The organism is Paenibacillus sp. cl123 (assembly GCF_900101595.1).
GTDB lineage: Bacteria > Bacillota > Bacilli > Paenibacillales > NBRC-103111 > Paenibacillus_G.
Map to the genome: position 1 here is coordinate 93,204 of NZ_FMYY01000011.1, position 25,378 is coordinate 118,581.

Sequence of the window (25,378 nt, forward strand, 5' to 3'; positions counted from 1 at the left end):
CTCGCTAGCCAGGTTCTCAAAGCTCGTTCCCTCACTTTCGGTTAGACGGTCGGTCTTAGCGAATCGTCAGCTTTTCGGACAGCGGTACAGGCATCTCCGTTCCGCCTGCGTTCAGGCGATCCAGCACGAATACATGGACTTCATAGGCCGCCGTCTGAGGGTCTGCGACATCGAACTGTCCGGTGACCTCCTCCTGCTCCATGAAATCCTTGGCGACCGCTACATGGCTGACCGGCACGCTCCCCTTCATCAGCTGGAACACGACGGTTTCTTTTCCGGCGTGGCCGGCATTCTCCGCCGGCTTCACGATCGCCGATGCGGAAATACCGGAGGTTCGCTCCAGATTCCCAAGCTGCTCCAGCTTGAAGGGATGCGGCGCGGGGGACTGCGGAGCTTCCGACAGAAGCAGCTCGCCGAACAAGGACGGATTTTTGCCGGTGCCGATGCCGCTCATATATTCCAGCCAGCCGTGCCGCCCCGGCCCGTCGTCATCATTGACGAGGAAGGAGAAGCCGATCAGAGGCGGCGGGGATTGCCCCGTTCCGGGCAGAAGCTCCGTCCAGGGAATGGCGAGCTCGTAGGTCGTCAATCCCGTCGTCTCATCGCGTACAATTCCGGCCTGGCTGTTCGTCAGCTCGCCGATCGGCTTGCCTGACACCGCAGCCCATCTCCATCTGACGAGCTGCCCCGTATCGCTGAGCGCGAAGAGCAGCTCGCTGTAGCCGCTGCTGCCGGGACCGTTCAGACGGCCCGGGTCAACCATGAACTGCAGGCTGTCTCCCATCCAGGCCGCCCCATCCTCAGCTCCTTGCTTGTGGACATTGTCCTTCACGACGGCAGCCACATACAGATGCGTCTGATCCCACTTCGTGTACCCGACCGCGCTGAGATCATCCGTGCCGCCCCAAGGGACGGTGCCCGCATTGACGCGCTTGTACTGCCGCTCCTGATTCAGCACGAACGGCATCGCATCGGACCACTCCTCGCCAAGCTCCCCGTCGATGACCGGCGGAGCCGACGCTTTGGCGGCCGCCATAAAGTTGACGGAGGCGGCCAGCGGAACGGCGACCCCGCCGGGCAGCTCGACCCGTACCTCGACCGGAACGGACTCGGTGCTCGGAGGCTGAGGCACCGGAATTGTGACCGTATGCTTAGCCCCTGCCGGAAGCTCCGGGAAAGCGACGGGCTGAGCCGTGTCCGCCCAGGCTGCGGGCGCAACGAGCCGTACGCTGCCGCCCACCGGAGCATTGCTGCTGTTCTCCAGCTCGATATCGATTCCCCACCGGCTCCAGTTGCCCGGCTCCAGCAGACTCGGCTGCATGGAGACGATGTTCACGAGCCGGTCGAGATCGATAAAGGTAGCGACCGTCGTGCTTTCCTGGCGCACATGGGGCCCGCCCACCGCCGTGAACGTATTTTGTCCGAGCTGCAGCTTCGTCAAGGTGCTTTGATCGATCGCGATACCCGCCAGCGGCGTCGTGTTGATCGTGTTGCCGGATATCTCGAGGTCTCCCTTCATGCTCCGCAGCACCGTAATAGCTCCGTAGTGGTACGTATGCCGGCCTGTGTTCGTGCGAAGCAGCGTATTGCCGGTGATTTTAACCTTATCGGCAAAGTAGGCTTCGCTGGAGTAATACAGATGAATGCCGGACAAGTGCGTGTCCTGAATCGTATTGTCTGCGACCTCGATCTGCGTTCCGCTCGCGATGCCGATGCCCGTGTAGTCTCGCGAGCCTTCGATGCGATTTTGTTTAATCGAGATATATTGCGGCTCCCGCCCGATGGTGCCCAGCTTATTCAAGTGGATGCCGCTGTCCCGGGAAGCTTCAATCCGGTTCCCCTCGACGAATACCTGGCGGCTCGCCAGCAGCTCTATCCCTGCGGTTCCCGCATGAACAATCCGGTTGTTCTCCAGCGCGACCCCGGTAGAGGAATCCACCAGAATGCCGGGGCCGGCGGCGTTCCGCACCGTCACGTCGGATACCCGGATGCCCGTGCTGCCCGATAGGTCGAGCAGGGCCCGGTTGTAGCGCTGGGCAGGCTGCTGCTCCAGCTCCAGCTGCAGACCGCTCACCACCGCATCGTTCATGTCAACCAGACGCAGCCCCTGATGATCCTTGGAGGTAAAGCGCAGCACGCTTGCGGCTCCGTCGCCTTTCAGGTGAATGTTGCTTTTGCCCGAGAGCAGCAGATGATGCCGGATCGCCGTGAACGGATACGTTTCCTTGCCCTCCTCCGGGGCAAGCCGGTAAATGCCGGCCGGTACGTAGAGAATGCCGCCCGACTGCGGAATGGCGTCCAACGCCTCGTAGAAGGCACGGGTATCGCTGCCGCTGCCGTCGCCCTTGGCGCCGTAGTCCTTTACATTGACGGTGTAGGCAGGGACATTCGCCGAAGGCTTTGCCGCCCAGCCCGATTCCGAAGCCTCCGAGGCGATATCGGCATAGGCATCCCGGAACGACGGCTCATCGGTCACGACCGTAAACCCTTCCTTCGCCGGAATCGTCGGCTGGGTGACCAGGTTGCCGCTGTACGTCTGGCTGCCGGTCAGCGTGCCGCCCAGCAGCGCGCTGTTGGCATTGCCCAGCAGCTTGTTGCCGGTCATCTCCAGTCCGTCGATAACCGCGTTGCTGTTGATCTTGATCGCGCTCTCTCGGGAGCCGGCGATCTCGTTGCCGCGGACGGCCAGCTGGCTGCCCTGCAGGGCCGAGCTCCAGGCGCTGAACAGAATGCCGTTGCCGGGATTGCCGAAGATGCGGTTATGCTCGATCGCCACATTCGTGGCGTTGTTGTTCAAAGCGATAGAGCCCCGGTAGACCGAGCTCGGGTAATGATTGTTATCCTGCCGGTTATTCTGATCCGAGCGGATGATCGTGTTGCTTCGGATCGCTACATCCTGCACCGGCACTCCGGACACGCCGCCCTGGCCGAGCGAGTTCGTGAAGATGCCGGAGAGCAGCGAGCTCTCGATCCAGTTGTTCTCGAGCCGGTGCCCGATGCCGCCCGCGCTGATGCCCCGGCCCCAGGCTGTCTTGATGATCGTATTGTTCAGCGCATAGTTATTGGCCGAGATCGGCCAATTGTTCGCTCCGGGCGCGTCGGAGACGAAGCCGATCGCATCGTCATTGCTGTTCTCCACCAGATTGTAGGCGGCCACGACATCGACCGTATTGGCGAAATGGATCGCGTCCGCGCCGGTATTGCGCACGATATTGTCTACCGCCCAGATCCGCTTGGACCCTTGCCAGAACACGACGCCGATGCCCCCCTGGTCGATGTTCAGCGAGGTTACCTGGATGTCCTCGCCTGACAGCCCCAGATTGTAAGGGCCGTTGATCGAGCGCATATCCATCCGCGTGTTCCAGGACGTGCTGAAGCCGTGCAGAGAATAATTCGTGCCGCTCAGCCTCCACCCGTAAGGACGTCCGCCGGCGTAAGCCCCGTTTGCATTATGGTAGGTCTGGCCCTCCTGAAGATCATGAATGCCCGGATTGCGGAACTCGATGACCGTCGACTCGCCGTCCCCGACGAAATGAATATTGTTCAGCGCCCGCTCCCCTGTCCGGTCCCAGAAACGCCGGCTCTCCGGTGTGCTGCCGGGCGGCGTCGGCGCGGCAAAATAGTAGCGGCCGGCCGGCATATAAACGATCCCGCCTCCGGCAGCCTGGAGGGCGTCCACCGCGCGGTCGAAGGCCGCCCTGTCATCGGCGACGCCGTCCCCTATCGCGCCGAAATCCTTCACATTCGCTACGCGCATGGACGCATAATCCAGCCGGGGCATGTTCTCAAGCCCCGGACGCTCATAGAAGCTGTCCGGCAGGTTCGCTATCGTCCCTACGGGAAACTGGGCAAACGTATACGTGAAGCTCGCAGCTGCGCTGTCCCGGTACCCGGTCTTCCGGGCGATCGCCTTCACCTCTCCCGCCTGATTCATCGGGAAGGGGGCGGTATAGGCGATCCCGTTCACAGCAGGGTCGCTGCCGTCGACCGTGTAGTAAATGGCGGCGCCGGCGGTTGCCGTAGCTAGGGTGATCAAGGTTCCCGGCACAATATTACCGGCTTTCGGCTGTGCGGTAACAGCCGCCGCCTGCGGGACGCCCGGCGTCAACTCCAGATACGGCCGGTTTGCGGAAGCCCGCGTGGAGCTGAACTGCGCATTCAAATCCTGCGCCCCGTCATCGGTCAGCCGGAATGAGACCGTCGTCTCGCCCAGCGCGAGCCGGGCGTTCACGAAGTCCGTCACGTCGAAGGAATACCAGCCGCTTTCACGGACGGCCTTCGTATCCAGCGGCATTCCTTCTTCCTGCGGAGCGTTATTCCAAGTGATCGACGACTCCGACCAGGAGTTGTCCGCGATGCCTCTGACCGTAACCGGAACAACCTTCGCCAAGTAGACGTTATGATACACACTAAGCGTCACCTGGCTTGCCGAATCATGAGGATACTGCTGGCCCAGATCCACTTTGACGTAGCCCTGCCGCGTGTTGACCAAGTCGGGAGAACCGTTCACAAGCCGCGCCTTCACCCAGAACTCCGTCCCTGAAGCCGGGTCTGGACTTGGAACAGGCACGCGCATCATCTGGTTCGTATCCGCGTGGTTCGTTCCTCCGCTTGACCCGCCGCGCGTATTCACCGATTCGGCAGCGGTAATCCGGTAGGTAGACGGCCCGGCAGGAGCTGGAGTAAATACAATCGTCGGATTCCAGAACGTGTGATCATTGTTAAGTGAACCGATCTTGTTCACCTCGAAGGTGATGCCATCGCCGGGCTCTACAGCTACTGCGTCTACGCCGACCGGCTGCACCTGGGTTGTCGATGAGATCAGCGCCGACCAAAGCGCCGACCCGTTTTTCTTAATGGAAGCGTTCACACCGTCGCCGTTGCTGTCTCCCTTGCGAACGCCGCCTGTTATGGCGATCGTCCCCTTGCCCGGCGACGTCCACTTGCGCACCGCGTCTCCGTTACTCGCGGGATGCATCTCCCCGCTCTTCACCCACGGGTAGATCGGGGAAGAGGCGGACTGCTGCCAGCGTTTATTTGCCGTGTCATAATAAGGAAGATCGCTATAGACGCCATCCGCGAAGCGCTGGTAGCTCCAGGCGGAACCTCCCTGCGTATCGCTGAAGCCGGCTGAAGCGGCATACGTTGTGCTTGCAGGCGTCTCATCTGCGTAAGACAGTCCGGCAGGCATCAAGCAGGAGAGCAGCATGCTGATGATGAGGAGCAGTGAAACCTTTGGTTTGCTTTTGTTCACAATAATTCCCCTTTCATTCACCGTTTCCATAACGACCCGGAACGCTCCGGCTGCTGCCGGCCGTTCCGGGCCTTTGGTCAAGCTCTATCAACTCCTAGCCAGGCTGTATGCTTACTCCATCTTCATCTTGTATACGTCATCCATAAACAGCCAGCTCGATTTGTTCTCTTTGTACCAGTTCTTGTACCAGTCCTCCAGCTTCTTGCCGCCGGCCTTGTCCCAGGCGTCCTTCACATCCTTGACTCCCTGGTCTACCGTATAGGAGCTTCCGCTGACGATCGTCTTGGCCATGATATCGTTCATATTGTTCCAGCCGTCGTTGAAGATCGTGTTCAGATCCTTATCCAGAGACGGACGGAATTTGGCATGGGTGAAGCCGGGATGCGGGCGCGAAGGGTCGAGATAGATTTTATCCATTTCCTTGGCGATTTTGATCCATTCCTGATCGAGCGGATTGGTCGAATATTCGCTTCTTCCGCCGACGAGGCAGGACTTGACCAGATACAGAGGCATGAACAGCTTGTAATCGTTTACGTAGCTGAGCTCGGTTTTGTTCTTGGCTGCATCGATCGGCTGGGCGCAGCCGTTGCCGTCCTTCTTGTAATGCACTCCCTCAATCCCGTTCGTAAATACGTCAACGGTCGATTGCTTAACCATGAAATCCACATATTTCATGACGGCGACCGGGTCTTTGGCCGATGCGTTAATGGATGCCGTTAGCTGGAGGGCGGGATTGATCTCCGGGCCGAACTGGCCGAACTGGCTTTTCGGAAACGGCATCGCGATAATTTCCGCATTCGGATTGGCTTTCTTGAGCGTATCGAAGTTTTTGCTTACCACAGTGTTATAGGCCAGGAAAATGCCCAATCGGCCGCTGGCGAAATCCTGCTCCGCCTTCTGCCCGTTTTTGTCCGTCAGGAAATCCTTATCCACGATGCCGTTCTCGAACAGCTTTTTCTTAAACTCATAGGCAGGCTTGATTCGGTCAAATTGGCGGATCAGCTCGCCGTTCTCGATGATAAACATCTCGTTCTGGAACATCGCGTCCACGTAATAGGAGGACGATTGGCTCAGATTGATGCCGAACGTATCCTTCTTGCCGTTGCCGTCCGGGTCCTTGTTGGCGAAGGCGTCGGCGACATTGTACAGCTCCTCCATCGTTTCCGGCACCTTCAAATTCAGCTTATCCAGCCAGTCCTTGCGGATGACCATCGTCGCCAGCACCTCGGGCTTCGTAATCCGGCTGAATTCATACATTTTCCCGTCGGGCTTGGTGGCCAGCTTCGAGATTTGCGGGAATTTCTGCAGCAGCGCCTTGTACTCCGTGCTGTGCTTGTCGATCAGATCGTTGAGCGGCAGCAGCTGCTTTTGCCCCCACAAGGTGTTGACGAATGCGTTGTCAAACTCCTGGATCAGGTCCGGCGCTTCGCCGGCGGCAAACATCATGCTGAACTTCTGCTGGGACTCGTTGCGGGGAACCGGCACGTACTTGACGTTCACCGGACCGTTCTCGTTGACCCACTTCGTCCAGCGGTTTTCGGCGTAGGTGCCCTCTTCCTTCGGAATTTGCCCGCGATCATAGATCGATACCGTAATACTGCCTCTTTGGTTCGAAGGAGCCGGTTCCTTGCTGTCGCCGGTTTTGCCCGGGTCTTTAGCTCCCGTGGAGCAGCCTGCCGCCACAGCCGCCAGGGACAGCGCAGCTGTCAGCGAGATGACGATGCTTTTTTTGTTATAAGTTCGGATTGACATTCGATCCCCTCCATCGTATAGACTTGCCGTGTACTTCCTCTTGCCCTTAGCTTACACTTGCGGGCCTCAGCCGCTCAAGCTATCCCTTCACCGAGCCGATCAGCACCCCCTTCACGAAATACTTCTGGAGGAACGGATAGACGATAAGCATCGGCAGCACCATCACGATAATGCCTGCCGACTTGATCGACTCCGGCGTGAGACTGCGGAACGCGTCCGGGTCAAGCATAGCCATCTCGGCCATCAGCGATTGACTGCGGATCATATTTTGCACGAGGACGGATAAATTCGCCTTCGCCGGGTCATTGATATAGATCAGGACATTGAAGAACGCATTCCAATGGTTCACGCCGTAGAAAAGCGAGACGGTCGCAATGACTGGCAGAGACAACGGCATGACGATTTGAAAAATGATGCGCCACTCCCCGCAGCCGTCCATCCGGGCCGCTTCCTCAATCTCGGCCGGAACGTTCTCGAAAAACGTCCGCAGAATAAGCAGATTGTAGGCGCTGATCAAAGCAGGCAGCCACAGCGAGAAGTAAGAGTTCAGCAAGCCGAGCTGTTTGATCAGCAAATAGTTCGGGATAAGACCCGCTGTAAACAGCATCGTGAACACGATCGCCAGTGTGAAAAAACGCCGGCCGTAAAAGTAGCTTCGTGAAAGCGGATAGGCGGTAAGAATCGTAAACAGCATATTCAAAACCGTTCCCACTACCGTAATGACCACACTGTTCTTAAACGCGCCCAGCACGTCGGTGCCGCTGATCAGTTTGCTGTAAGCCTCCAGCGAGAACTCAATCGGCCACAAGCCCACTTGACCGAGCGTAATCGCTTCGCTGCTGCTGAGGGACAGCGACACAATGTGGAAGAGCGGCAGTATGCAGGTCAGCGCGGCCAGCGAAAGGACGACATAGTTGACGCCGTAAAATATTTTTTCCCCTAATGAAACCTTCATCCGTTCTATCACCTCCTACCATAAGCCGCGGTCGAATTTACGGGCAATTTGATTGACAATCAGCACCAGGATGAGGCCGATAAGCGATTCGAACAACCCCATAGCGGTCGCGTTGCTGAACTGTCCCGAGCCGAGGCCCACCTTGTAATTCCAGGTGCTGATCGTCTCCGCGACATTGATGACGACGGCATTCTGCAGCACGTACACCTGATCGAAGCCGACATCCATCACATTGCCGATGTTCAGGATAAACATCAGCACGATCGTCGGCTGCAAGCCCGGCAGTGTAATATGGCGAATCTGCTGCCACTTGTTGGCACCGTCGATGTTGGCCGCTTCATACAGGCTCGGATCGATGCTTGTCAAAGCCGCCAGGTAAATGATCGCGCCCCAGCCCGCTCCCTTCCAGATACTCGAGCCTACGAATATCGCGATCCAGGAGCCCTCCTTGAACAGGAAAGGGTACGGCTCTCCTCCGATCAGCTTGCTCATCACTTGGTTGACAATACCGGTTTCAATCGCGAATACCATCACCGCCAAGCCGCCCACAATAACCCAGTTGAAGAAATGGGGCAGGTACAACAGCGTCTGTACGCCGCGTTTGAACCAGGACTTCCTCACTTCATTGAGCAAAATAGCCAGCAGGATCGGAAACGGGAATCCGACAAATACATTCAGCGCGCTCAGCACAAACGTATTTCTAATAATTTCTACCGTTCGCGGGTTATTGAACAGAAATTTGTAATTCTCAAGGCCGACCCAGGGACTTCCAATGATGCCGTCAGCGAAATTATAGTCCTTAAACGCGATGACAAATCCCAGCATCGGGATATATTTGAACAGAATAAAAAAGGCAAGACCCGGCGCGAACATGATCAGCAGCGGCTTGTTCAAGTTCCATCTTCGGCCGCGAAATCCGGATGTGCCCGCCTTGCGTACGGCTGCCGCGGTTCCACCGGATTGTTCCGTTGAGTTCATTCTTACACCTCCAGTTCTGTATAAGCTCTGTCTTCCAGGCGGGGTCTTATGGAGGGCTTCTTCGCCCTTCTCGCCCTGCCTGCTGCTCCCCCAATGTAGCCGACGAGGCCGCCTTTCGGCAATTCTCATCATTTGAGCGCTGTAACATTATTTGAATAGCAGGCAGAATCAGCATGAGAGAAGGCCCCAGGCAGCCCTATTCACATTTTTTGAGTCCCTTTCGTTTTTTTAAAATGCCCGCTTTTGCCTTGCAAACAGCCCAAAAAAGCCCGTTCTTATAAGAACGGACCGGGCCCCTGAGTCTGCTGCCGGCCTACGTCGCTTGATTGCGGTATTCTCCCGGCGTGGCGGACGTTATTTTTTTGAAGGCGCGATTGAAGGTCATGTAGCTGGTGTAGCCGACTAGAGTGGCAATCTCATGGATGGATTCGTTCGTCTCCTTGAGCAGCCGCTTCGCATGCTCGATGCGAACCTTCGCCACGTAATCCACGAAGTTTTCTCCGAACTCGTCCTTGAACAAGCGGCTCACATAACTCGTGCTCATCTCGAAGCGTTCGCTGAGCAGAGACAACGACATGTTCGGATTCGCATAATGCTCCTCGATAAACTTCCGGACCTCCTGAATCATCTGGTGATTGCTCTTGCTCTCGCGCAGCTGCTTCAGCTTCGCGGCGTTGTCTCCAAGCAGCCGGTAGACGTCGTCATACAGCTCGTCGAGGGTATCGAACCGCTCCAGCAGCTCGCTTAAGGCAGGCACAACCTCATGCTTCCAATGATCCTGAACTTCCGACGGCAGCTCCATCATCTCGCGGAACAAGTAATAGATTAAATAATTCATCAGGTTAATCAGATCGTCCCGGGAAAGCAGTCCTGTTCTCAGCTCCTCGAACAAGTCCCCGAGCAGCTCCTCCCATTCCTTCTCGCCCAGACGGTAGGCCTGGGAAAGCACCCGGATGATCTGCAGCCCCTGATACAGCTCCGCCTCGGCTTTACCGGCCAGATCGCTTTGGGCGATGACCCGGCCGCGTCCCAGCACGGACTTGTATTTGATCGCTTCCATCGCATCATCATAGCTGCGGCATATTTCCGCCACCGAATGCGCGACACTGCCGACAGCCACGGTCACGGTAAAATCCAGATTATCCGCCACCCATTGAATCATATCCGTGCCGATGTCGATCAACCGGGTTTCTCCCGCATCTCCTTCCGGCGGCTGATCGAACAGAAACAGCACGCCAAGCTGCCCCTTGGACACCCACTCCTGCCAGACGGCAACCGAACGCTTCTGAGCCAGCTCCTCCATGACATTGCCTAACGCGAAGCGCAGCAGCTCCTGGCTCGAATGCGTGTACGACTGGCTGAAAACGGACAGCTTATCGATCTCCACAAGTCCCATCATGAAATACCGGTGCCGGGTCGCGAAGCCGAAGCGGACAAGCTCGCGGTCCCATTCCTCCTGCCCGATCCGGCGGCTTCCCTCGATCAGCTCGTGGAAGAAATGCTTGCGCTTGAACACAATATCTTCTTTATTCAGCTTACGGTATTCATCCGACTTCTGAATAATCTGGCTTAAGGTGGATTCGATGAGCGTGAACTCGTCCTTCGCCGGCACACTTTCCGTCCGGGTTCCCTCATCGTGAACCGAATAATCGTTCAGCCGCTGCATGATGCTCGCCACCGGCTTATAATTTTTACGCGATACAAAGATCAGCCAGGCCAGGCCCAAAGCGATGGTCACCATCACGAGTATGATCCACACATAAGAGGTTTGCCCCAGAATGTTAAGAAAGCTGCCTCCCACCATACCGCTGCGAAGCTCCCAGCCTGTGTATGTGGATACGACGCTTGACAGTTCCTGACTCGTGTTCACCTCCCCCGGCGCTTCCTGCACGCCGACCTCCGTCCCCAGCCAGAACGCTCCCGACCGGTCATACAGATGAATGAAGCTGATTTCGGTTCCGATCATCGTCTTCAAAAGATCCCGTAAAGCAGGGACGGACACATTCGCCACCATGATGCCCTTCTCGCCTGTGATCAGTGGCATGTTGCGCGTCAGAGTTACGACAGTCCGCGAATTATCGCTCGCGCCGTCAAGCTTCCGCGGGTCGGACCAGCCCGGACGCAGCGGCTCCTTGAGCGCCTGCTCGATGTAAGTCTTATCGAAGAACTGCTCCAGGGGCTGCATCGATTGATGACTCAGGACGACACCGTCGGATGCCCGGTATAGATAAAGCGAATCGATCAAGGGGTTGGAGAGCTTGAGCTGAGTTAAGCGAAGCGTCACTTCATTGGCGGAGATATACGGGTTGCCCCCTCCCGAGAGGAAAAGGTCGAATTCATTCGAGATAATCTCCCGATTCATCATTTCATTGATCGCGCGAAGCGAGAAGTCCAGCGATTGCAGCGCTTGTCTGGAGAAGACCTCGTTCGCGCGCGCGGTCTCCTTCTTGGACAGCTCGGCGGAGCCGAGCATGAAGATGACCAGCAGAATGGCGGGAACGAATATAAAGATGGGGATGTAGGAAATAAGCAACCGGTTGAACCAGCTCGTTGACAAGGAAATCCACTCCTTCAAGTCCTCTCCCCATCATACCCAGTTTATATCGCTCCCGCAATCGGCAAAGCCTGCTATTCGTAGATATGGATTCGGCGCAGCATCCGGTTATGCTCATCGAAGAAGATGATGTTTTCCTTGCCGTCGACGGTGAGCAGCGTGTCCTTGTGAATTTTCACCGGCCCCGGCTCCACTTGAGCTTTCTCACGCAATTCGTTCACTTGCTCAGGCGCGTCTTTATTTACGCGAAGTTCCCGGTATTGCGACTGGAAAAAGATCTGGTCATAGCGGCCTGTCTTCGGATTGTACAAGCCGCGGTTATAATACAGCTCGTCGAAAGCTACATGCGTCTCGACATGGCCGTCTGTATCGATCCGGTAAATTTTGTTGGCATCCATCACGTAAAACCTTCCGTTCGCTGATGTCATATTGACGACATTGTCGATCTGCGCCCGGGCAACCGTGGTATAGCCCTGGTCGGTTACTGTGGAGATTTCTCCCGTTAATTGATCATACGCATAAATGACCCCATCTTTTACTGTGGAGATGAGCCTAGTGTCCTTCTTGCTTGAGTTGGCCACATAGCGGCTTCCGCCGCCTTTCTGCGTGGCGTAGATGCTAAACGGGGTACCGGAATAGAATGTTTCTCCATCGGCTGTGTCAAAGAAGCCTGGATTGTTAAACTTGGTTTCGATTGTTCTTCGTTCACGGAAAGGGATTCCCGAATAAGTAAAGGTATACCAGTGAGTTACCATCTTAACTTCAGGAAACAGCTGGTACACAGCCTTACCTCCTATGATATACAAGGTATCCGTAGCATAACTGTATTTAAGCTCCGAGGGAAATAAATTTATATAGTAAAATGCTCCTTTTCGGACAGGCGTTGGATCGGACATGCTGTCATACTCACTGATATCTATGTATTCAAAATTGTAGCTGCCGTCGATCTTAGAGACGATACGAAGCGTGTTGCCTTTCGCCGGATCGTACTCTTTAATCACATACCCTATGGTGTTGTCCTTTTCAATCATATAGATACGACCGCTTTTGTCAGCCGCTATGCTCGGGATGATGGTCTGATATAGCCTGGGAGCATTGAACTCCGGATCGATCGTCAAATTGTCGACCGTGATCTTGGCCAGTCGTTTCGGCTTGCCCTCCTCCGTCTTCGTCTCGGTCTGAACGGGCTGGGCTTGCCTGGAGACCAAGGTAATCGTCTTGTCAGCCGGATCGAACGAAACCGTGTAGTTGAAATATTCCGCTATAAATCGAAGTGGCACCATCGTGGACTCATTCACAATAACGGCCGGCTGATCCAACTGAACCGCTTTCCCGTCCTGTGTGGCCTCGTTGGAATCAACAGCAAGCTGGAGAGATTGCGTTCCATAAGTCAGAGTGATCGAGCGGGTAGCAGCATCCCACTGAATGTCCGCTCCCAGCGCTTCTCCGACGAAGCGAAGAGGCACCATCGTCGTGTCGTTCAGTAAATAAGGCGCCGACGATAACTGGACGTGAGTTCCCTTGGATAGGGCGGCTGTATCGTTTAAAGTTAGCACTACTTCATTAGATACAGGGGTTTCCGCACCGGCTGTCGGAATATTCGCATAAGGAAGCAAAAGTGAGGCTAGGAGAACAAGTGAGGCTTTTTTAAGCATGATGATTTGTCCTTTCGTACATGGGTGTACAGTGAATTTTCAGTATCTCCTACAGCTGTGAGGCGTATCTTCTAACAATTATAGCAGAAAATAGAAGGTATCTGATGCCAAGGAAGAATAAACTTTTCTTTATTTTTGGGATCAATGGTCTATTTACAATGTGGGAGAAAATACTCATTTCTTTGGAGCGGCACACAAAAGAAATATGTAAAAGCTTATAAAGATCACAGTTTGAAGCAGCATCTGGATCATAAATCCTAGCTTATATATGGAAAATAAAAAAATGAGTATATTTAAACAGATAGCTAGGTATATACTACCTTTAACTTTTTCTTTATTCATCACAACATTGTTAAAGATGAACATAATGTTAACCAGGATAACACCAAATACTAAGGTATAGTTCAAATCATTTTTTCCACCTTTAAATAGAATTCCACAATATACTTGTCGGCTTCCTTGCTCTGCAGCGGCTGATCCTCCCACGCTTTGAGGCGAACCAAATGCTTCTCACGTTCAAACGAAAAAAAGAGGCTAACCGGCTTCAGGCTAACCTCATCATAAAACTCAACCAATCAGGATGGAACCGTTACTCCCATGGAATATCTGTTCCCTGTCCACTTTCACCCCATGACCGCTCCATTCAACAGCCGTCACTTAATACCCCAGATCCTTCAATATGGCGGCTAACGTGCGCAAACGCTCGCCGATCATCTCATCATCGTCGCTCAGCGCCTGGTTGAACAGCTTAATATCTTCCTTGATTCTCTCATTGTCCGTACATACGGCTACCGTCATGGCATCCCCTTGCAAGCCAACCCGGTCGATAACGGGCTTCTGAGGGTCATATAAATCCTCATAACGGTAAGCTTCGCGAAAATGCTCCAGAGACCGACAAATTAAAATGGACAAGTCAAGAACCCGATGGAGAGGCAGCTCCTCCGATTGTCTTGACCATTTTTCACCCGTGTATCTCCAAACTTTGGCCGAAATATCCACCTTTCCTCTATCATTCCACTGTGCCAATCCAAGGGAAAGGCCTTTCGCGTCCGTGTTCCCGGCCATTCGTCCATCAATCTTCTCATAATTTTCCGATACAACAACAGGTTTATGTTTTAATGTTGTAGGTATTTTCATATGCATTCCCTCATTCCGTGTCTCTATTTACTAATTCACTGAACGACGATTTCATCTTATCTTGAATTTTACCGCTAGTCAAACCCGTTTTGATCCACTCTTTCCCGCTAACAAAATGCAAAACCCGCCAATTTATTCATTGACGGGCCGCTAGCCTTCTACTATCTGCAGGCTCGCTTAATCTTTGGGAAGCTTATGATAACCTCGGTCTCCATAGGGCTGTAATTTCTGAAGCCACCGCTTCAACATTTGTTTCTGTTCCCAGCGCATATCCGTGACCTTATCGGCTTCCTTTTGCTCCAGGACCTCATAGGCAAACGCATCCGCTCCGAGTTCTTTCCAATCCTTTTGCAGCTCGGCATTCGCGAACCTTCCTTGATCCAGTTGCATCTGCAAGGTAAACCATTTGTTCTTCAAGTTGGGATAGCTGTCGACGTAGATTTTCCCATTGGCTTTATTTTGAATTTGGGCCACACCCATATAAGTCTTGATTTGCTTGTATTCTTCCAGCAGCTTCTTGCGCTTATTTAATTCCATGTCTCTCACCTCTTACCCATCTCTGGATGATGAAATATTTTTTTCCCTTTTATTTGCTTGCTCTGACTTCTCTTCCTTGGCTTTTACGCCGCTGGACCTGCTTCCGCTTTTTTTCTTTTCTCAATCACGATAGGGAGCAGCAGCAGCGCACCGATCATTATAAAGACCCCACTCACTATAAACACGCCCAGCAAGGAAAATATCCCCTTGAGGTACCCGGATATAAACATGCCGCCCACCATCATCCCCATAAAAATGGGCGTAATTGTTCCAGATACCCGGCCAATAAATGCTCCTTCCGTATTGCGGATAAGAAGCGTCTGAATACCGCCTTGAATACAAGGGTAGAATAAGCCACTGATCACCAACAAAATAATGGTCAGCCAAATTTGGTGGGACGCGCCCATTCCCATTGTACAGACGGCGGCGACAAGCAAGCCTACCAAGAGCAAGAGCTGCGGCTTCACCTTTTTGGCTACCGTTACTATGGCAGCTCCTCCTACCAGCATCGCTGCTCCGTTGGCCATTACGGGCCATTGCAGAAACTGTTTGTCTTGCCCCAAATTCTCGATGACAAGGAAAATCTGAAGCGGTTGAGTCAGCCCTGAGGCCAAACCGACTGCCGAGAAAGTCAAACAAAGCGTTCGCAAGGATTTATTAGACCCGATATAGCGCAGGCCGTCCATCAACTCCTTGGTAAAGCTGTCGGCCTTCCCAAGCTTCGGTTCTTCCATGTCACGGGGAAGCGACGCTAAAATAAGCGATGAACCCAGGAATAGAATGGCTGTCAGGATCAACGAGGCTTGAATGCCGAACTGCAGGAAAATAAATGTGCCGATGACCGGCCCCAAAACCATAAACACAGCGACAAGGGTTTGGCTCATAGCCATTACACTCTGCAGTTGTTCAGCGGGTACATGCCGCTTGTACAATTTCATTGCCGAAGGCTGAGAAAATTGAGACAAGCTGGCCGATACAAATGCTCCGATAAGAAGGGCAATCCATTCCCCCTGCATAACGGCAAGCAGCACAACCCCCACAGACAAACCGGATAGCAAATCGCTCCATACCATCGTGCGCTTCGGCCGCCACCGGTCGGCAAATGTCCCGCCAATAAGACCGAATAGAAAGATCGGAGCAAACTCCGCCACCGAAATCAGAGAAACATAAACCGGATTATTGTTCGTCAAATCGGTGACGTAGAGAAGGACGGCATAATTCCGAATCCAAATTCCCAATTGCAGCAGCACCCGAGAAAAGATAATAGTTCGAACATAACGATTGGCAAACATGTTTAACACCTCATATCTTCCTAAGCTTTTTCATCCGTACCTGTGGTCAAACGACCTGCAATCTTCCCTGATTAAATTGCTCCAAGGTAACAAGCTTGTGCATGCGCGAAGCAAGTATTTCAACCACCTTCTTCAATAATTTATTAATTTACTAAATTACTAATTTACTAAACTTACGATTAGAATCATAGCTTGGATTTTGTCGCTAGTCAAGTTATTTTTACAGTTATTTTTACAGCCCAGGGGAGCGGCTTACTCGTCGGGAAGTTTTGTCATGGCAACGGGGAATTGCATTTGGGGTGACGCGTCACTTTAGTTAAAAGAAAAGCTCCTGATCGGAGCCTATTCGAGGAATATACATGCGTGCTTTAGCGGCAGCTTTTCTTGCGAGCAGAAAGCTCCACCTCGCTTTATCGCTTTTGTGAAGGTAAACTTTCTTTACTCTTCAAAAAGAAAACCACAATGCAAGGATTACCGGCATTGTGGTCGCGCATCAGGTTATAGTACAAGGAAGCTCAGGCTATTCATCTTCTTCAGGCAGCAGTTGAATTCTCGTCCTCCGAAAAGGACTCTCCTGCCAAGCTCGGGTAAGACCGATCTCTCTGGCCAAGCTGGCGGGGATTTCCTTACGCTTCCAGGTCAACATGACCGGACCGTTCCAGAGAAATGGCTTGACCCGGACAGCCTTCCGCGCCGACCAGCGCAGTTCGATCCCGTCGTGCCGGAAGCCCTCTTCGACGCTTCCGAACATCAGACGGTACGGGTCGGCGGCATCGGCCGGATCATCGCCGAAGCAGCGCGTGCACAACCACAGCGATAGGCGGTCCAGCATCTGCAGCAGCTTGAAGTGCTTCTCAAGCAAACGCATTTCCTCATCGCCATGAAGCTTTAATTGGCCGATCGTCTCCATTTCACGCTGCTTCACCGCTTTAATGACCGAGAACAGTTGCGAATTCGCGCCTCCGGCCGCTCCTTTCAAAGCGTCAGGCGGCAGCGTGGTATAGTGCATGCTGCACAGCAGTCCGGCGTAGGGACTCATTTTCGCGACTTCATCTAAGCCTCGCAAATAATGCGGCAGCCGGATGACGAGCGGATAATCCGTGATGGAAAACGGCTTTTCGGCTCTTTCGTTCCAGATCGGCGCCGTATCGAGTTCGATCCAGGACCTGTCGTGTTCGGCCACGGCATACACGAATTCCTTCCGCCGCTGTTTCTCCGGCAATACGGCCTTACTGAGCATTCCCGCGAGCTGCCCGGCCATTCGGGCGTGATCGTCATTCGTCGTCAAGACGAAACGCCCGCTTCTTTCCGCTACGATCATGGCTGCGATCCCCTTTGCACATCTGTTAGTTGTACGATACCATCGCAGCCGGTCAGAAAATAGTATACGATCGTATATAAATGCAGGGGGAATTGGGAGCAAGGCGATGGTGGACTGGGAGCCCGAAAGGGAATCGGGGCGTTTGGAAAAAAGCAAGTTCCGGGGCGGGAGATCAGGGCTTGCACTTTTGTGCGCCGAGAAAAGTCATGATCGTTAGAGCAGCTTTACCGTAACCGATGCCGCCGTCAGCTCCTTATTTTTTGTGGATTCCGCATAGGTCCGTTTAAAATATTCCACATAAAGCACATCCAGCAGGTACAGCTGTGAAATTTTCGCCGATAAGGAGCCTCCCTGCAAAGGTCCTTCATTCGCACCGCAAAGCAGGGTCAGATCCGAATAGGAAGTGAGAGGAGACTTTTCGAACCGGGTGATGGAAATGACAGGGGCCCCGCATTCTTTCGCTTTTTTGGCCAATTCAATCGTATCCTTGGTCGAGCCCGAATACGAAATAATAACGGCTACATCCCGATCCGTCATCAAAGCCGCGGACATCATTTGCAGGTGAGAATCGAGCGTGCATTCTGTTTTGTTCGTAATCCGCATGAACTTGATCTTGGCTTCCATAGCCGTCATTAAGGAAGAACCTGCCCCGAAGAAGATGATGCGCTCCGCTTTAATTAAATAATCGACAGCCTGGTTCAATTTGTCGTGATCGACCAAGTTAAACGTCTCGTTCAAGGCGCTAATATTCGACGCCAGCACTTTCGAAGCCACCTGATCCATCGTATCATCCATCAGAATCTTATCGGTCAGCTGCGGGATTTCATTTTCTACCGTAATGCTGTGAGCCAGTGCAATTTTGAGGTCCTGGTACCCTTTGTAGCTCAGCGATTTGCAAAATCTGAATATGCTGGATTCTCCTACTCCGCAAGCGTCCGCGAGATCGGTAATCGACATATATACCACATCTTTTGCGTTATTCAGCACATAGTCGGCCACTTTGGCCTCCGTATGGGTCAGATTGTTGTACTTGGAATGAATCGTTGTAAAAATATTGACGGTACGCAACTTCTCACCTCCATAAGCTCCGGACAGTCAGCGTAAAAATAAAGATGCCGCGCCCAATAAACCGGCTTTATTCCCCAGGGCTGCCTTAAGAATCTTCACCCCGGCAAAGCTCGGCATAATCAAATCCTTGGTTTGCCTTCCGACCAAATCAACCAGATCATCCCGCTCCATAACGCCGCCTCCTACAATCACGGCCTGCGGATTGAAAATATGAATGAGAGATGCGAGTCCTGCCGACACTTCCGTTGTCCAGGCTTGCAGAATGTGATGGAGCTGGTCGTTTCCATGCCTTATTTTATCAAAAAAAACTTTCCCGTCCACAATCTCCGGGTCAGCTTGCTGAGCCATTCGCACCAAGGCTGTCGTAGAAGCAAACGTTTCAAAATAAGGCTTTTCCGCTGCGCCGGCTCTTTCGGATAACGAATGGGTAAACATATGACCGAACTCGGCCGCCGACCCATTAGCACCCCGGTAAATCTGATGATTAATGACAATAGCGCCTCCGATCCCCGTACCGAACGTCAGACAAAGGAAATCCTGATAAGAAGCAGCCGCTCCGAAGACGGCTTCACCGAGCGCTGCCGCATTCACATCATTTTCTACTTTAACGGGCTTCCGAAACCGGGCTTCGAGCATTTCCTTTATTTTCATTCCGGTATAGTCAGGGATATTGGAGTTAGCATAGGCAATTATGCCTTCTTCCGCATTCACTTGTCCGGCCGTACTGATCGCGATCGCATCGAAATCCTCATAAGACTCGATCTGCTCCATCAATCTCTTCATCAGATGAGGGCCGCCCCGCTGCGCCTCAGTTGCATATTCCCGGAACTGAGCGATGTGCCCCTGCTCATTGCAAATGCCCATCTTCGTGTTGGTTCCGCCAATATCCGCCGCTAAAATGTTCATCCTCATAGCTTATTCGATAACCTGAGCGAATTTTTTGGTTATATCCATCGGTCGAGTAATAGCCGAACCCACCACAGCCGAATAAATGCCCAGATCCAGCAGCTTCTTCAACTCTTCAGGCGTGGAAATACCGCCCTCTGCGATGATGGGAACGTTCAGCGTATGGACAAGCTTCTCTACCAATTCAAAGTCAGGCAGCGTGTTGCCTAGAGTCGCCTGCGTATACCCGCTTAACGTAGTTCCTATCAGATCGAACCCCAGAGCAGCAGCCGTGACCGCGTCCTCTAACGTGGAGCAATCCGCCATAAACAGCTGGTTCTTATACTTCTCCCGGATAAGCGGGAACAGCTCGGTGATGGTTGAACCATCGGGTCTGACCCGGTCCGTCGCATCCATCGCAATGATGTCTACGCCTTCCTCGCAAAGAGCGTCGACTTCTTTCATCGTAGGTGTAATAAAAACCGGACAATCCCCGTAAACTTCCTTAATAATGCCTATGATCGGCAGGTCGACTGTTTGTTTGATTTCCCGGATATCTGCCACACTGTTAGCCCGAATCCCCGAAGCTCCGCCCAAGAATGCGGCGTATGCCATTCTTCCCATAATAAATGGACTATGCAGCGGCTCGTCCGGCAAAGCCTGACAAGACACGATTAGCTTTCTTCTGATTTGCTTGAGTACTTCGCTGTTTGTTTTCATTGGGGTGCACTCCGTTAGTTTTATAGTTATTTTTTTGTTATTTTAGGTATTGGGTCGTGGCTAACTCATTGAAATCTTTCGTGAGAGCCAAGCATCGTATGCAAGATCAACATATCATAGTTTTTTGAGACTGTAAATTAATTTCACGTTATTGAAAAATATAAAAAAAATTTCCGCTATAATAAGGAGGTATTTTGTGACCTCACGGTTAAGCTTGGTTGTCTAGGCTATAGCGTACTTTAGATATGTGTCTGATGTGGTGGTCATCTGAAGAGTTTGTTATTGTTTTGGTCAGGTACGTTTCATCAATTAGGGTATAAAATCGTTACCTGTAACTGTGCATAAATATATCTTGGAAACATTTGAAATTAGACTCAGCGGATAAAAAGAACCATAATACGAGAGCTTCACTTCTAAGTATCGCACCCCCTTTTATTTAAATCATTAATGTGATAAAGAATATAATGGACGCTTGGAGGCTTTTATACGTTAAAGCACCTGACAGCGTAACAATTCTCACACGCTCGCATGGAAAATCCCTGTATTCCCCACATAGGAATGCAGGTCACTTTTTCCATAAACTCCATCCATAGCTCGGCCATTCGACCGTATCGTTCAGCCTGTTCATCCAGCTATATCGCTTTGTCGAATCTGAGTAAGTCACGTGGTTACAGGCGATAGAAACCGGGGAATTGCCATTGATCTCCTCAGAACAGTCGAACGCTCACGGCAGGACAGTAGCCTCCACCTACGGCGATTTCTGGGCGGTTTATACCCCCATTCGTCGCCAGATCGCAGATACGGGAAGGTAGGTTTTCAGGGATCATCGGCATATCCATCACGCTACAATTTTAGCTTCATGTGAAAGTGTATAACAGCCCACGGGAAGCGGGATGATAGCCACCCGTCCGCCGAGAGAACTGGCTATGTATTATTAAATTCAGGAAGAGTTAGTGAAGCGCTGTTCCCCGCCGCGCAAACGTTATTCCGCTATTTTCGCTATCTGGTGTATCGCGGCGGGCAAAAAAGAACCACAACGCGGGGGTTAGTCGCATTGTGGTTAGAGAATAGTTTTTATATAAATTCTTTGTCACTTTCCTTAAAGCTAGGACACCAATGTATTGCACTGAGATTGGGAGTAGATTTTTCAAATTCATGTACTCTCTCATACCAAGGTAAACTAAGTTCTCTTTGATGAAGATTTCTCAGACAAGACCAACCAAAACGTAAGTCTTCTCCACCCGTAGATTGAAAATCACTATTATTACAGAAGGCACATATCTGAAACTCCAGATTCGTTTTGTTTTTTAGCTTTTGCAATGCAATGGAAAAATCCTCTGGAGCGCTCGCAGAAAAAAACTGGTTGTTAATAGTACAATTCAACTCGAAATGAATCATCTTATCATCGATCGAAGGGAGGTATGATAGATTAACTGTTTCAGTAATTTCAATAAACTCCAAGGAATCTCCTGTAGAAGCTGTAACTGTATGATTAAATATTATGATTGAGCCTTCTTTTAAATTATTGAGCAATGAAATTAAAGCATCTACGTAATTACGACCTACAACCTCTACATTAGCTGTATCAGAAGTTAAAGATAAAAAGACTTTTCCATCTTCCCTAAAATGTACATATAATTTCGAATGTACACAAGTGTTGTTTTCTTCAGTCATTTTTACAAAAAACAGGTACTCACTCATTTCTTGGTTTCCCTTCATCAATCTTATTATGGTCCTTTGTATTGATATTGGCCTTAATAATGTTGTTAATTATAGTAAGGATTAGTTTCTGCATCAGGTCTTGAAGCAATCCAGGCTACATGATGTACTGGATTAGCAGCCATTACAGTTACATGCCCAGTAGTAGTAATATCAACAAATGCTTTTAAAACACCAGTTTGATTAAAAGCTTCGATAATTGTATAAGTATATTTTGGTTTACTAGTCCCCATCTGAAATCGTAGTTGGTAAAACTGGGTAATTACCGGTAACGACTAAAGGCGCTTTCCTTCTCCTTGGCCGTCTGCGCATGTCGCCGGACATCGGCCAATATAATCTCGTAGATGTCCACATAGCTGATGTAATGGAAGCTGCAATACGCTTTGCCGCGCGTCCGCGCCTGATCGCAGGCGAAGCTACCGCGACCGCCTTTACCGCCGCTGGTTTTGCTGCTGCCTCCGCGAGCGAAGGACAAGCCTTGGCCCCAGGTCGAACATTTCAGCAAACCGCGAAAATTTGATGCTCGCCCTCTTTGGTCGGGCGCTTCCTCACCCGAATGACCTTCTGTGCCAAAGCAAAGGTTTGTATGGAAAATCTCTGCACTGATATCGAGAACGGGCTGAAAAGAACTCTGACAATTATGACGAGTTTCCAGCCGACAAGCAACTCATCCAAGAGATTGTCGCCTTGCTTACCGAACATCATGACCCGCAAACGATTGAAATGGCCAGAAATGTTATCAGTGCCATACTGAAACATAGAAAATAAGAAGCCATGCTACCCGCGCATGGCTTTTTTAATTTCTTTTAGGACAACTTCGTATACTCGCTATATTTCTGCTGGATTCGGATTCCCACCTTGACCCCAATATAATGCTCCCATAGTCTGAGACACGGGAGGGAAAAAAATAAGTTATAATGAAACCATGGAAAAACGGAACCGATATACCGCAGAGTTTAAAACAAAAGTCGTGCTGCCCGGCCTTTGCCATCCATCGAAACCTTCGACAGGGGAAACTTTCATTTTAATCGTATCAAACAATAGGCTTTTTCTCCTTCTAATCGTAGTAGGATGCTGCATATACCAAAATGTTGGGTAAAATTCGGCATGTTATACAAACATGATATGCACTCCTCATAGTTTAGTCATCCTCTTTCAGTTCTTTTTGAGTTCTCGGCCGTCTAAACAAATCATGTTTCGCAATCAAATCGTAAATATCATCGTCAATAGCAGCATGCCCCCTCTGAAATTGACCGAATTCAAGCTGTGGCACGACCAGATAATAAACCAACCATTGCAACGCGGACATTCGTTTTTCTCGTTGTACGGTCCATTTCGCTTGCTCCGCTTCCTCTAAATCGCTCGGCATCGTCTCATGAAATAGCTCCGACAATCGTTCCACTGTCTCCAGTATTCGGTGTGTTCCACTATAATCATTGCGCTCGTAAAGCTCTGTATACAATGTAGAACGCAGGTTAAGAATGACTGTTTCAATTCGTAGCTCATGCTCAAGCATCCTTCGTTCGTCTTCGTAGGGATCAACCCAACGCAAGTATTCTTGTCGAGCACCATCATTGTCCGTAAAGAAATCTGGCATTTCATATGAATCTTGATTAGATAGTCTCCTCAAATATTCCAATTGAATTTGAATTTTTTCAACTTCATTCAGTTCCTTTGTAAAAAATTCTTCTTCGATTTTAAATAATGAAGATAGTGCTTCAAGCTTAGTTTTTGGAATCGGTCTCTTCTTACTTAGCCATGCCATGATGGTCGGTGGAGCAATGCCCAATTTTTCAGCGAGTTTTTTGTACGTACCGTTGTATACCTTTACAATATATTGAAGTCCTATCATATCAGTCACCCCCTTATCGACTAATCAATTAGCCTTACTTGTGCAATCAATATATCAAATGGCTACTCGATTAGTCAATACTTGTTGAAACTTTATTTTAAATTTCGCCGCCGCGCATACAATGCCATTTTTATCTCTTGGCACGAAGAAAAAAAGAACCACAACGCGAAGGTTAGTCGCATTGTGGCATCAAGTAATACTGTATTTAACTTTACAATTTCCTAATATTTAATGACCATTTTTCATCTTCCTGCTTATTAATCAAAGAGACAATTTCATTATCTTCCCAAGTAACCTTTCCAAGATGCTTTGCGTAAGCAAATTCATGGGGCTGGTCTGTTAATAATAAACTTCTCCCTAAACTCTGCCCCTTGCTACCCATCACTTCCATGAAAATATTCATTTTGTTTACTTCATGATGACATATAACTTGGGCTACAGATTCTTTGTTCGGACTTTTAACAGGCTTACTCCACGTCCATTCATTTAAATAATTGTTTTCAGTCATCTCATTGAATACTGAACTAAAAGGGGCACTATCCCAACCTTTGTAAGTTGCTACTTTTTCTACCCCTTCCTTGAGAATTTGAAACGAATTAACTTTCTTCTCATAATCTGAAAGTAAAATAAAGTTTAAAAAATTAAACTTTAACTGAACCACATATACCCCTGAGTAATTGATGATATTATCATTCCTAATAACATCTACGCATTCGATAAGAATTTTTCTTCCCCCTGCAATTTTATATTTATTGAACAATCTCTCGAACATTGCTGTTACGCACCTTGTTTGGAGCGCGAATTCACGCCTAATCCACTTCCATTCAATAGATTCATCTTTATTTTTTCCTAAGAGAGTCATCCCGTTTGCCTTTATCATCTCGATGACCTTCTCTTTATCTGAAGCGTATGGCAAGTTTAATTCAAACTCCTTCAAAATCATAGACAACCTCCGTAAATTTTTATTGCTCCCAAGGTCTTGGATGTGAATGCATACTCATTGAATTTCCATTCTCCCATAGTCTTTGAGCGTAGTTTGTTTCCCAATTTAGAGCTTCATATCTATCTGGAAACTGTCCTATAATTCTTGCATCGTATTTATCATAGCCAGCTGCCTTATTCCAAGCATTAACTTGTTGGTTTGCCCTTGGGGATGTGCCATTTTTATTTAATGGACGTCCACTAATTCCATTTTTAACAACATCTCCTCCATCTTTTACGAAGATCTCATATCCGTGCTGTGGTTTTGTGCTGACCGTACTATTACCGTTGACAGATTTTGTGCCACTTACTTTAATTGATCCTACTAAACCACCCGTAACAAAATTAAACATTCCATCATAGAATCCCTGTTCCGCATCATACTGGGCATCAAACAATGAAACAAGTAAGTCTCTAGCCCAACTTGCATCTTTTTCATTATTTAACTCGGGGTATGCACTGGTCATTGTAGCTACGCCAAACCAAAACTTGAAATCATTGTTATCATTGTCTTGAGCGCCAGGTATAAAGCTCTTGGCTTGTGTACCTAAGTTAGACCTTACTTGCCAGTATAACTCCGACCCTTGTCCGTAATTTCTAGCATTTTCAATATTTGCTCCAACATACGTTCCTGCTAACACGTGTCCGGTAGGATCAGTATGAATTAATGGATTATTATGCACATACGTATACAGATTCAACGTCAACGGATTCGTAA

At 50.5% G+C, this 25,378-nt stretch carries 18 protein-coding genes; all 18 read right to left on the bottom strand.

Annotated elements, in window-relative coordinates; all coding sequences use genetic code 11:
* Positions 1 to 55: 55 nt before the first annotated feature.
* Positions 56 to 5,335 carry a glycosyl hydrolase family 28-related protein gene (locus tag BLR08_RS17920; RefSeq protein WP_072335302.1) on the bottom strand — a complete coding sequence of 1,760 codons (5,280 nt, stop codon included), beginning with the start codon at positions 5,333 to 5,335 and terminating at the stop codon, positions 56 to 58.
* A 30-nt stretch (positions 5,336 to 5,365) separates the two neighbouring features.
* Positions 5,366 to 7,006, bottom strand: a complete 1,641-nt coding sequence (locus BLR08_RS17925) for an extracellular solute-binding protein (RefSeq protein WP_072335298.1) — start codon at positions 7,004 to 7,006, stop codon at positions 5,366 to 5,368.
* Between the two features lie 79 nt (positions 7,007 to 7,085).
* Entirely contained in the window at positions 7,086 to 7,961 is an 876-nt protein-coding gene (locus BLR08_RS17930) for a carbohydrate ABC transporter permease (RefSeq protein ID WP_072335295.1), read from the bottom strand.
* Positions 7,962 to 7,976: 15 nt separating this feature from the next.
* Positions 7,977 to 8,939, bottom strand: a complete 963-nt coding sequence (locus BLR08_RS17935) for an ABC transporter permease (RefSeq protein ID WP_072335290.1) — start codon at positions 8,937 to 8,939, stop codon at positions 7,977 to 7,979.
* A 313-nt stretch (positions 8,940 to 9,252) separates the two neighbouring features.
* Positions 9,253 to 11,496 (bottom strand): helix-turn-helix domain-containing protein, encoded by a 2,244-nt coding sequence (locus tag BLR08_RS17940; protein WP_072335287.1) that lies wholly within the window; start codon positions 11,494 to 11,496, stop codon positions 9,253 to 9,255.
* A gap of 71 nt (positions 11,497 to 11,567) precedes the next feature.
* Positions 11,568 to 13,148 carry a copper amine oxidase N-terminal domain-containing protein gene (locus BLR08_RS17945; RefSeq protein WP_083537426.1) on the bottom strand — a complete coding sequence of 527 codons (1,581 nt, stop codon included), beginning with the start codon at positions 13,146 to 13,148 and terminating at the stop codon, positions 11,568 to 11,570.
* 657 nt (positions 13,149 to 13,805) lie between these two features.
* The gene (locus BLR08_RS17955; protein ID WP_072335279.1) at positions 13,806 to 14,285 is read right to left on the bottom strand and encodes a DUF6530 family protein; all 480 of its coding nucleotides are present in this window, start codon (positions 14,283 to 14,285) and stop codon (positions 13,806 to 13,808) included.
* A gap of 177 nt (positions 14,286 to 14,462) precedes the next feature.
* Positions 14,463 to 14,822, bottom strand: coding sequence for a GIY-YIG nuclease family protein (locus tag BLR08_RS17960; RefSeq protein ID WP_072335276.1), 360 nt, complete (start codon positions 14,820 to 14,822; stop codon positions 14,463 to 14,465).
* An 83-nt stretch (positions 14,823 to 14,905) separates the two neighbouring features.
* The gene (locus tag BLR08_RS17965; protein WP_072335273.1) at positions 14,906 to 16,114 is read right to left on the bottom strand and encodes an MFS transporter; all 1,209 of its coding nucleotides are present in this window, start codon (positions 16,112 to 16,114) and stop codon (positions 14,906 to 14,908) included.
* A gap of 520 nt (positions 16,115 to 16,634) precedes the next feature.
* Complete coding sequence (locus BLR08_RS17970) at positions 16,635 to 17,435, bottom strand: DUF3891 family protein (RefSeq protein ID WP_072335270.1); 801 nt, start codon at positions 17,433 to 17,435, stop codon at positions 16,635 to 16,637.
* A gap of 213 nt (positions 17,436 to 17,648) precedes the next feature.
* On the bottom strand, positions 17,649 to 18,503 hold the full coding sequence (locus tag BLR08_RS17975) for a MurR/RpiR family transcriptional regulator (RefSeq protein ID WP_072335267.1): 855 nt from the start codon (positions 18,501 to 18,503) through the stop codon (positions 17,649 to 17,651).
* A 27-nt stretch (positions 18,504 to 18,530) separates the two neighbouring features.
* On the bottom strand, positions 18,531 to 19,409 hold the full coding sequence (locus BLR08_RS17980) for an ROK family protein (protein ID WP_072335264.1): 879 nt from the start codon (positions 19,407 to 19,409) through the stop codon (positions 18,531 to 18,533).
* A 9-nt stretch (positions 19,410 to 19,418) separates the two neighbouring features.
* Positions 19,419 to 20,108 carry an N-acetylmannosamine-6-phosphate 2-epimerase gene (locus BLR08_RS17985; RefSeq protein ID WP_072335261.1) on the bottom strand — a complete coding sequence of 230 codons (690 nt, stop codon included), beginning with the start codon at positions 20,106 to 20,108 and terminating at the stop codon, positions 19,419 to 19,421.
* 1,074 nt (positions 20,109 to 21,182) lie between these two features.
* The gene (locus BLR08_RS30735) at positions 21,183 to 21,809 is read right to left on the bottom strand and encodes a hypothetical protein (protein ID WP_143014400.1); all 627 of its coding nucleotides are present in this window, start codon (positions 21,807 to 21,809) and stop codon (positions 21,183 to 21,185) included.
* A 280-nt stretch (positions 21,810 to 22,089) separates the two neighbouring features.
* Positions 22,090 to 22,302, bottom strand: coding sequence for a hypothetical protein (locus BLR08_RS31440; RefSeq protein ID WP_218131583.1), 213 nt, complete (start codon positions 22,300 to 22,302; stop codon positions 22,090 to 22,092).
* Positions 22,303 to 22,968: 666 nt separating this feature from the next.
* Positions 22,969 to 23,679, bottom strand: coding sequence for a helix-turn-helix domain-containing protein (locus tag BLR08_RS17995; RefSeq protein WP_072335259.1), 711 nt, complete (start codon positions 23,677 to 23,679; stop codon positions 22,969 to 22,971).
* A 211-nt stretch (positions 23,680 to 23,890) separates the two neighbouring features.
* Entirely contained in the window at positions 23,891 to 24,622 is a 732-nt protein-coding gene (locus BLR08_RS18000; RefSeq protein ID WP_072335256.1) for a hypothetical protein, read from the bottom strand.
* 19 nt (positions 24,623 to 24,641) lie between these two features.
* Positions 24,642 to 25,367, bottom strand: a complete 726-nt coding sequence (locus BLR08_RS18005; RefSeq protein WP_072335253.1) for a hypothetical protein — start codon at positions 25,365 to 25,367, stop codon at positions 24,642 to 24,644.
* Between the last annotated feature and the right edge of the window lie 11 nt (positions 25,368 to 25,378).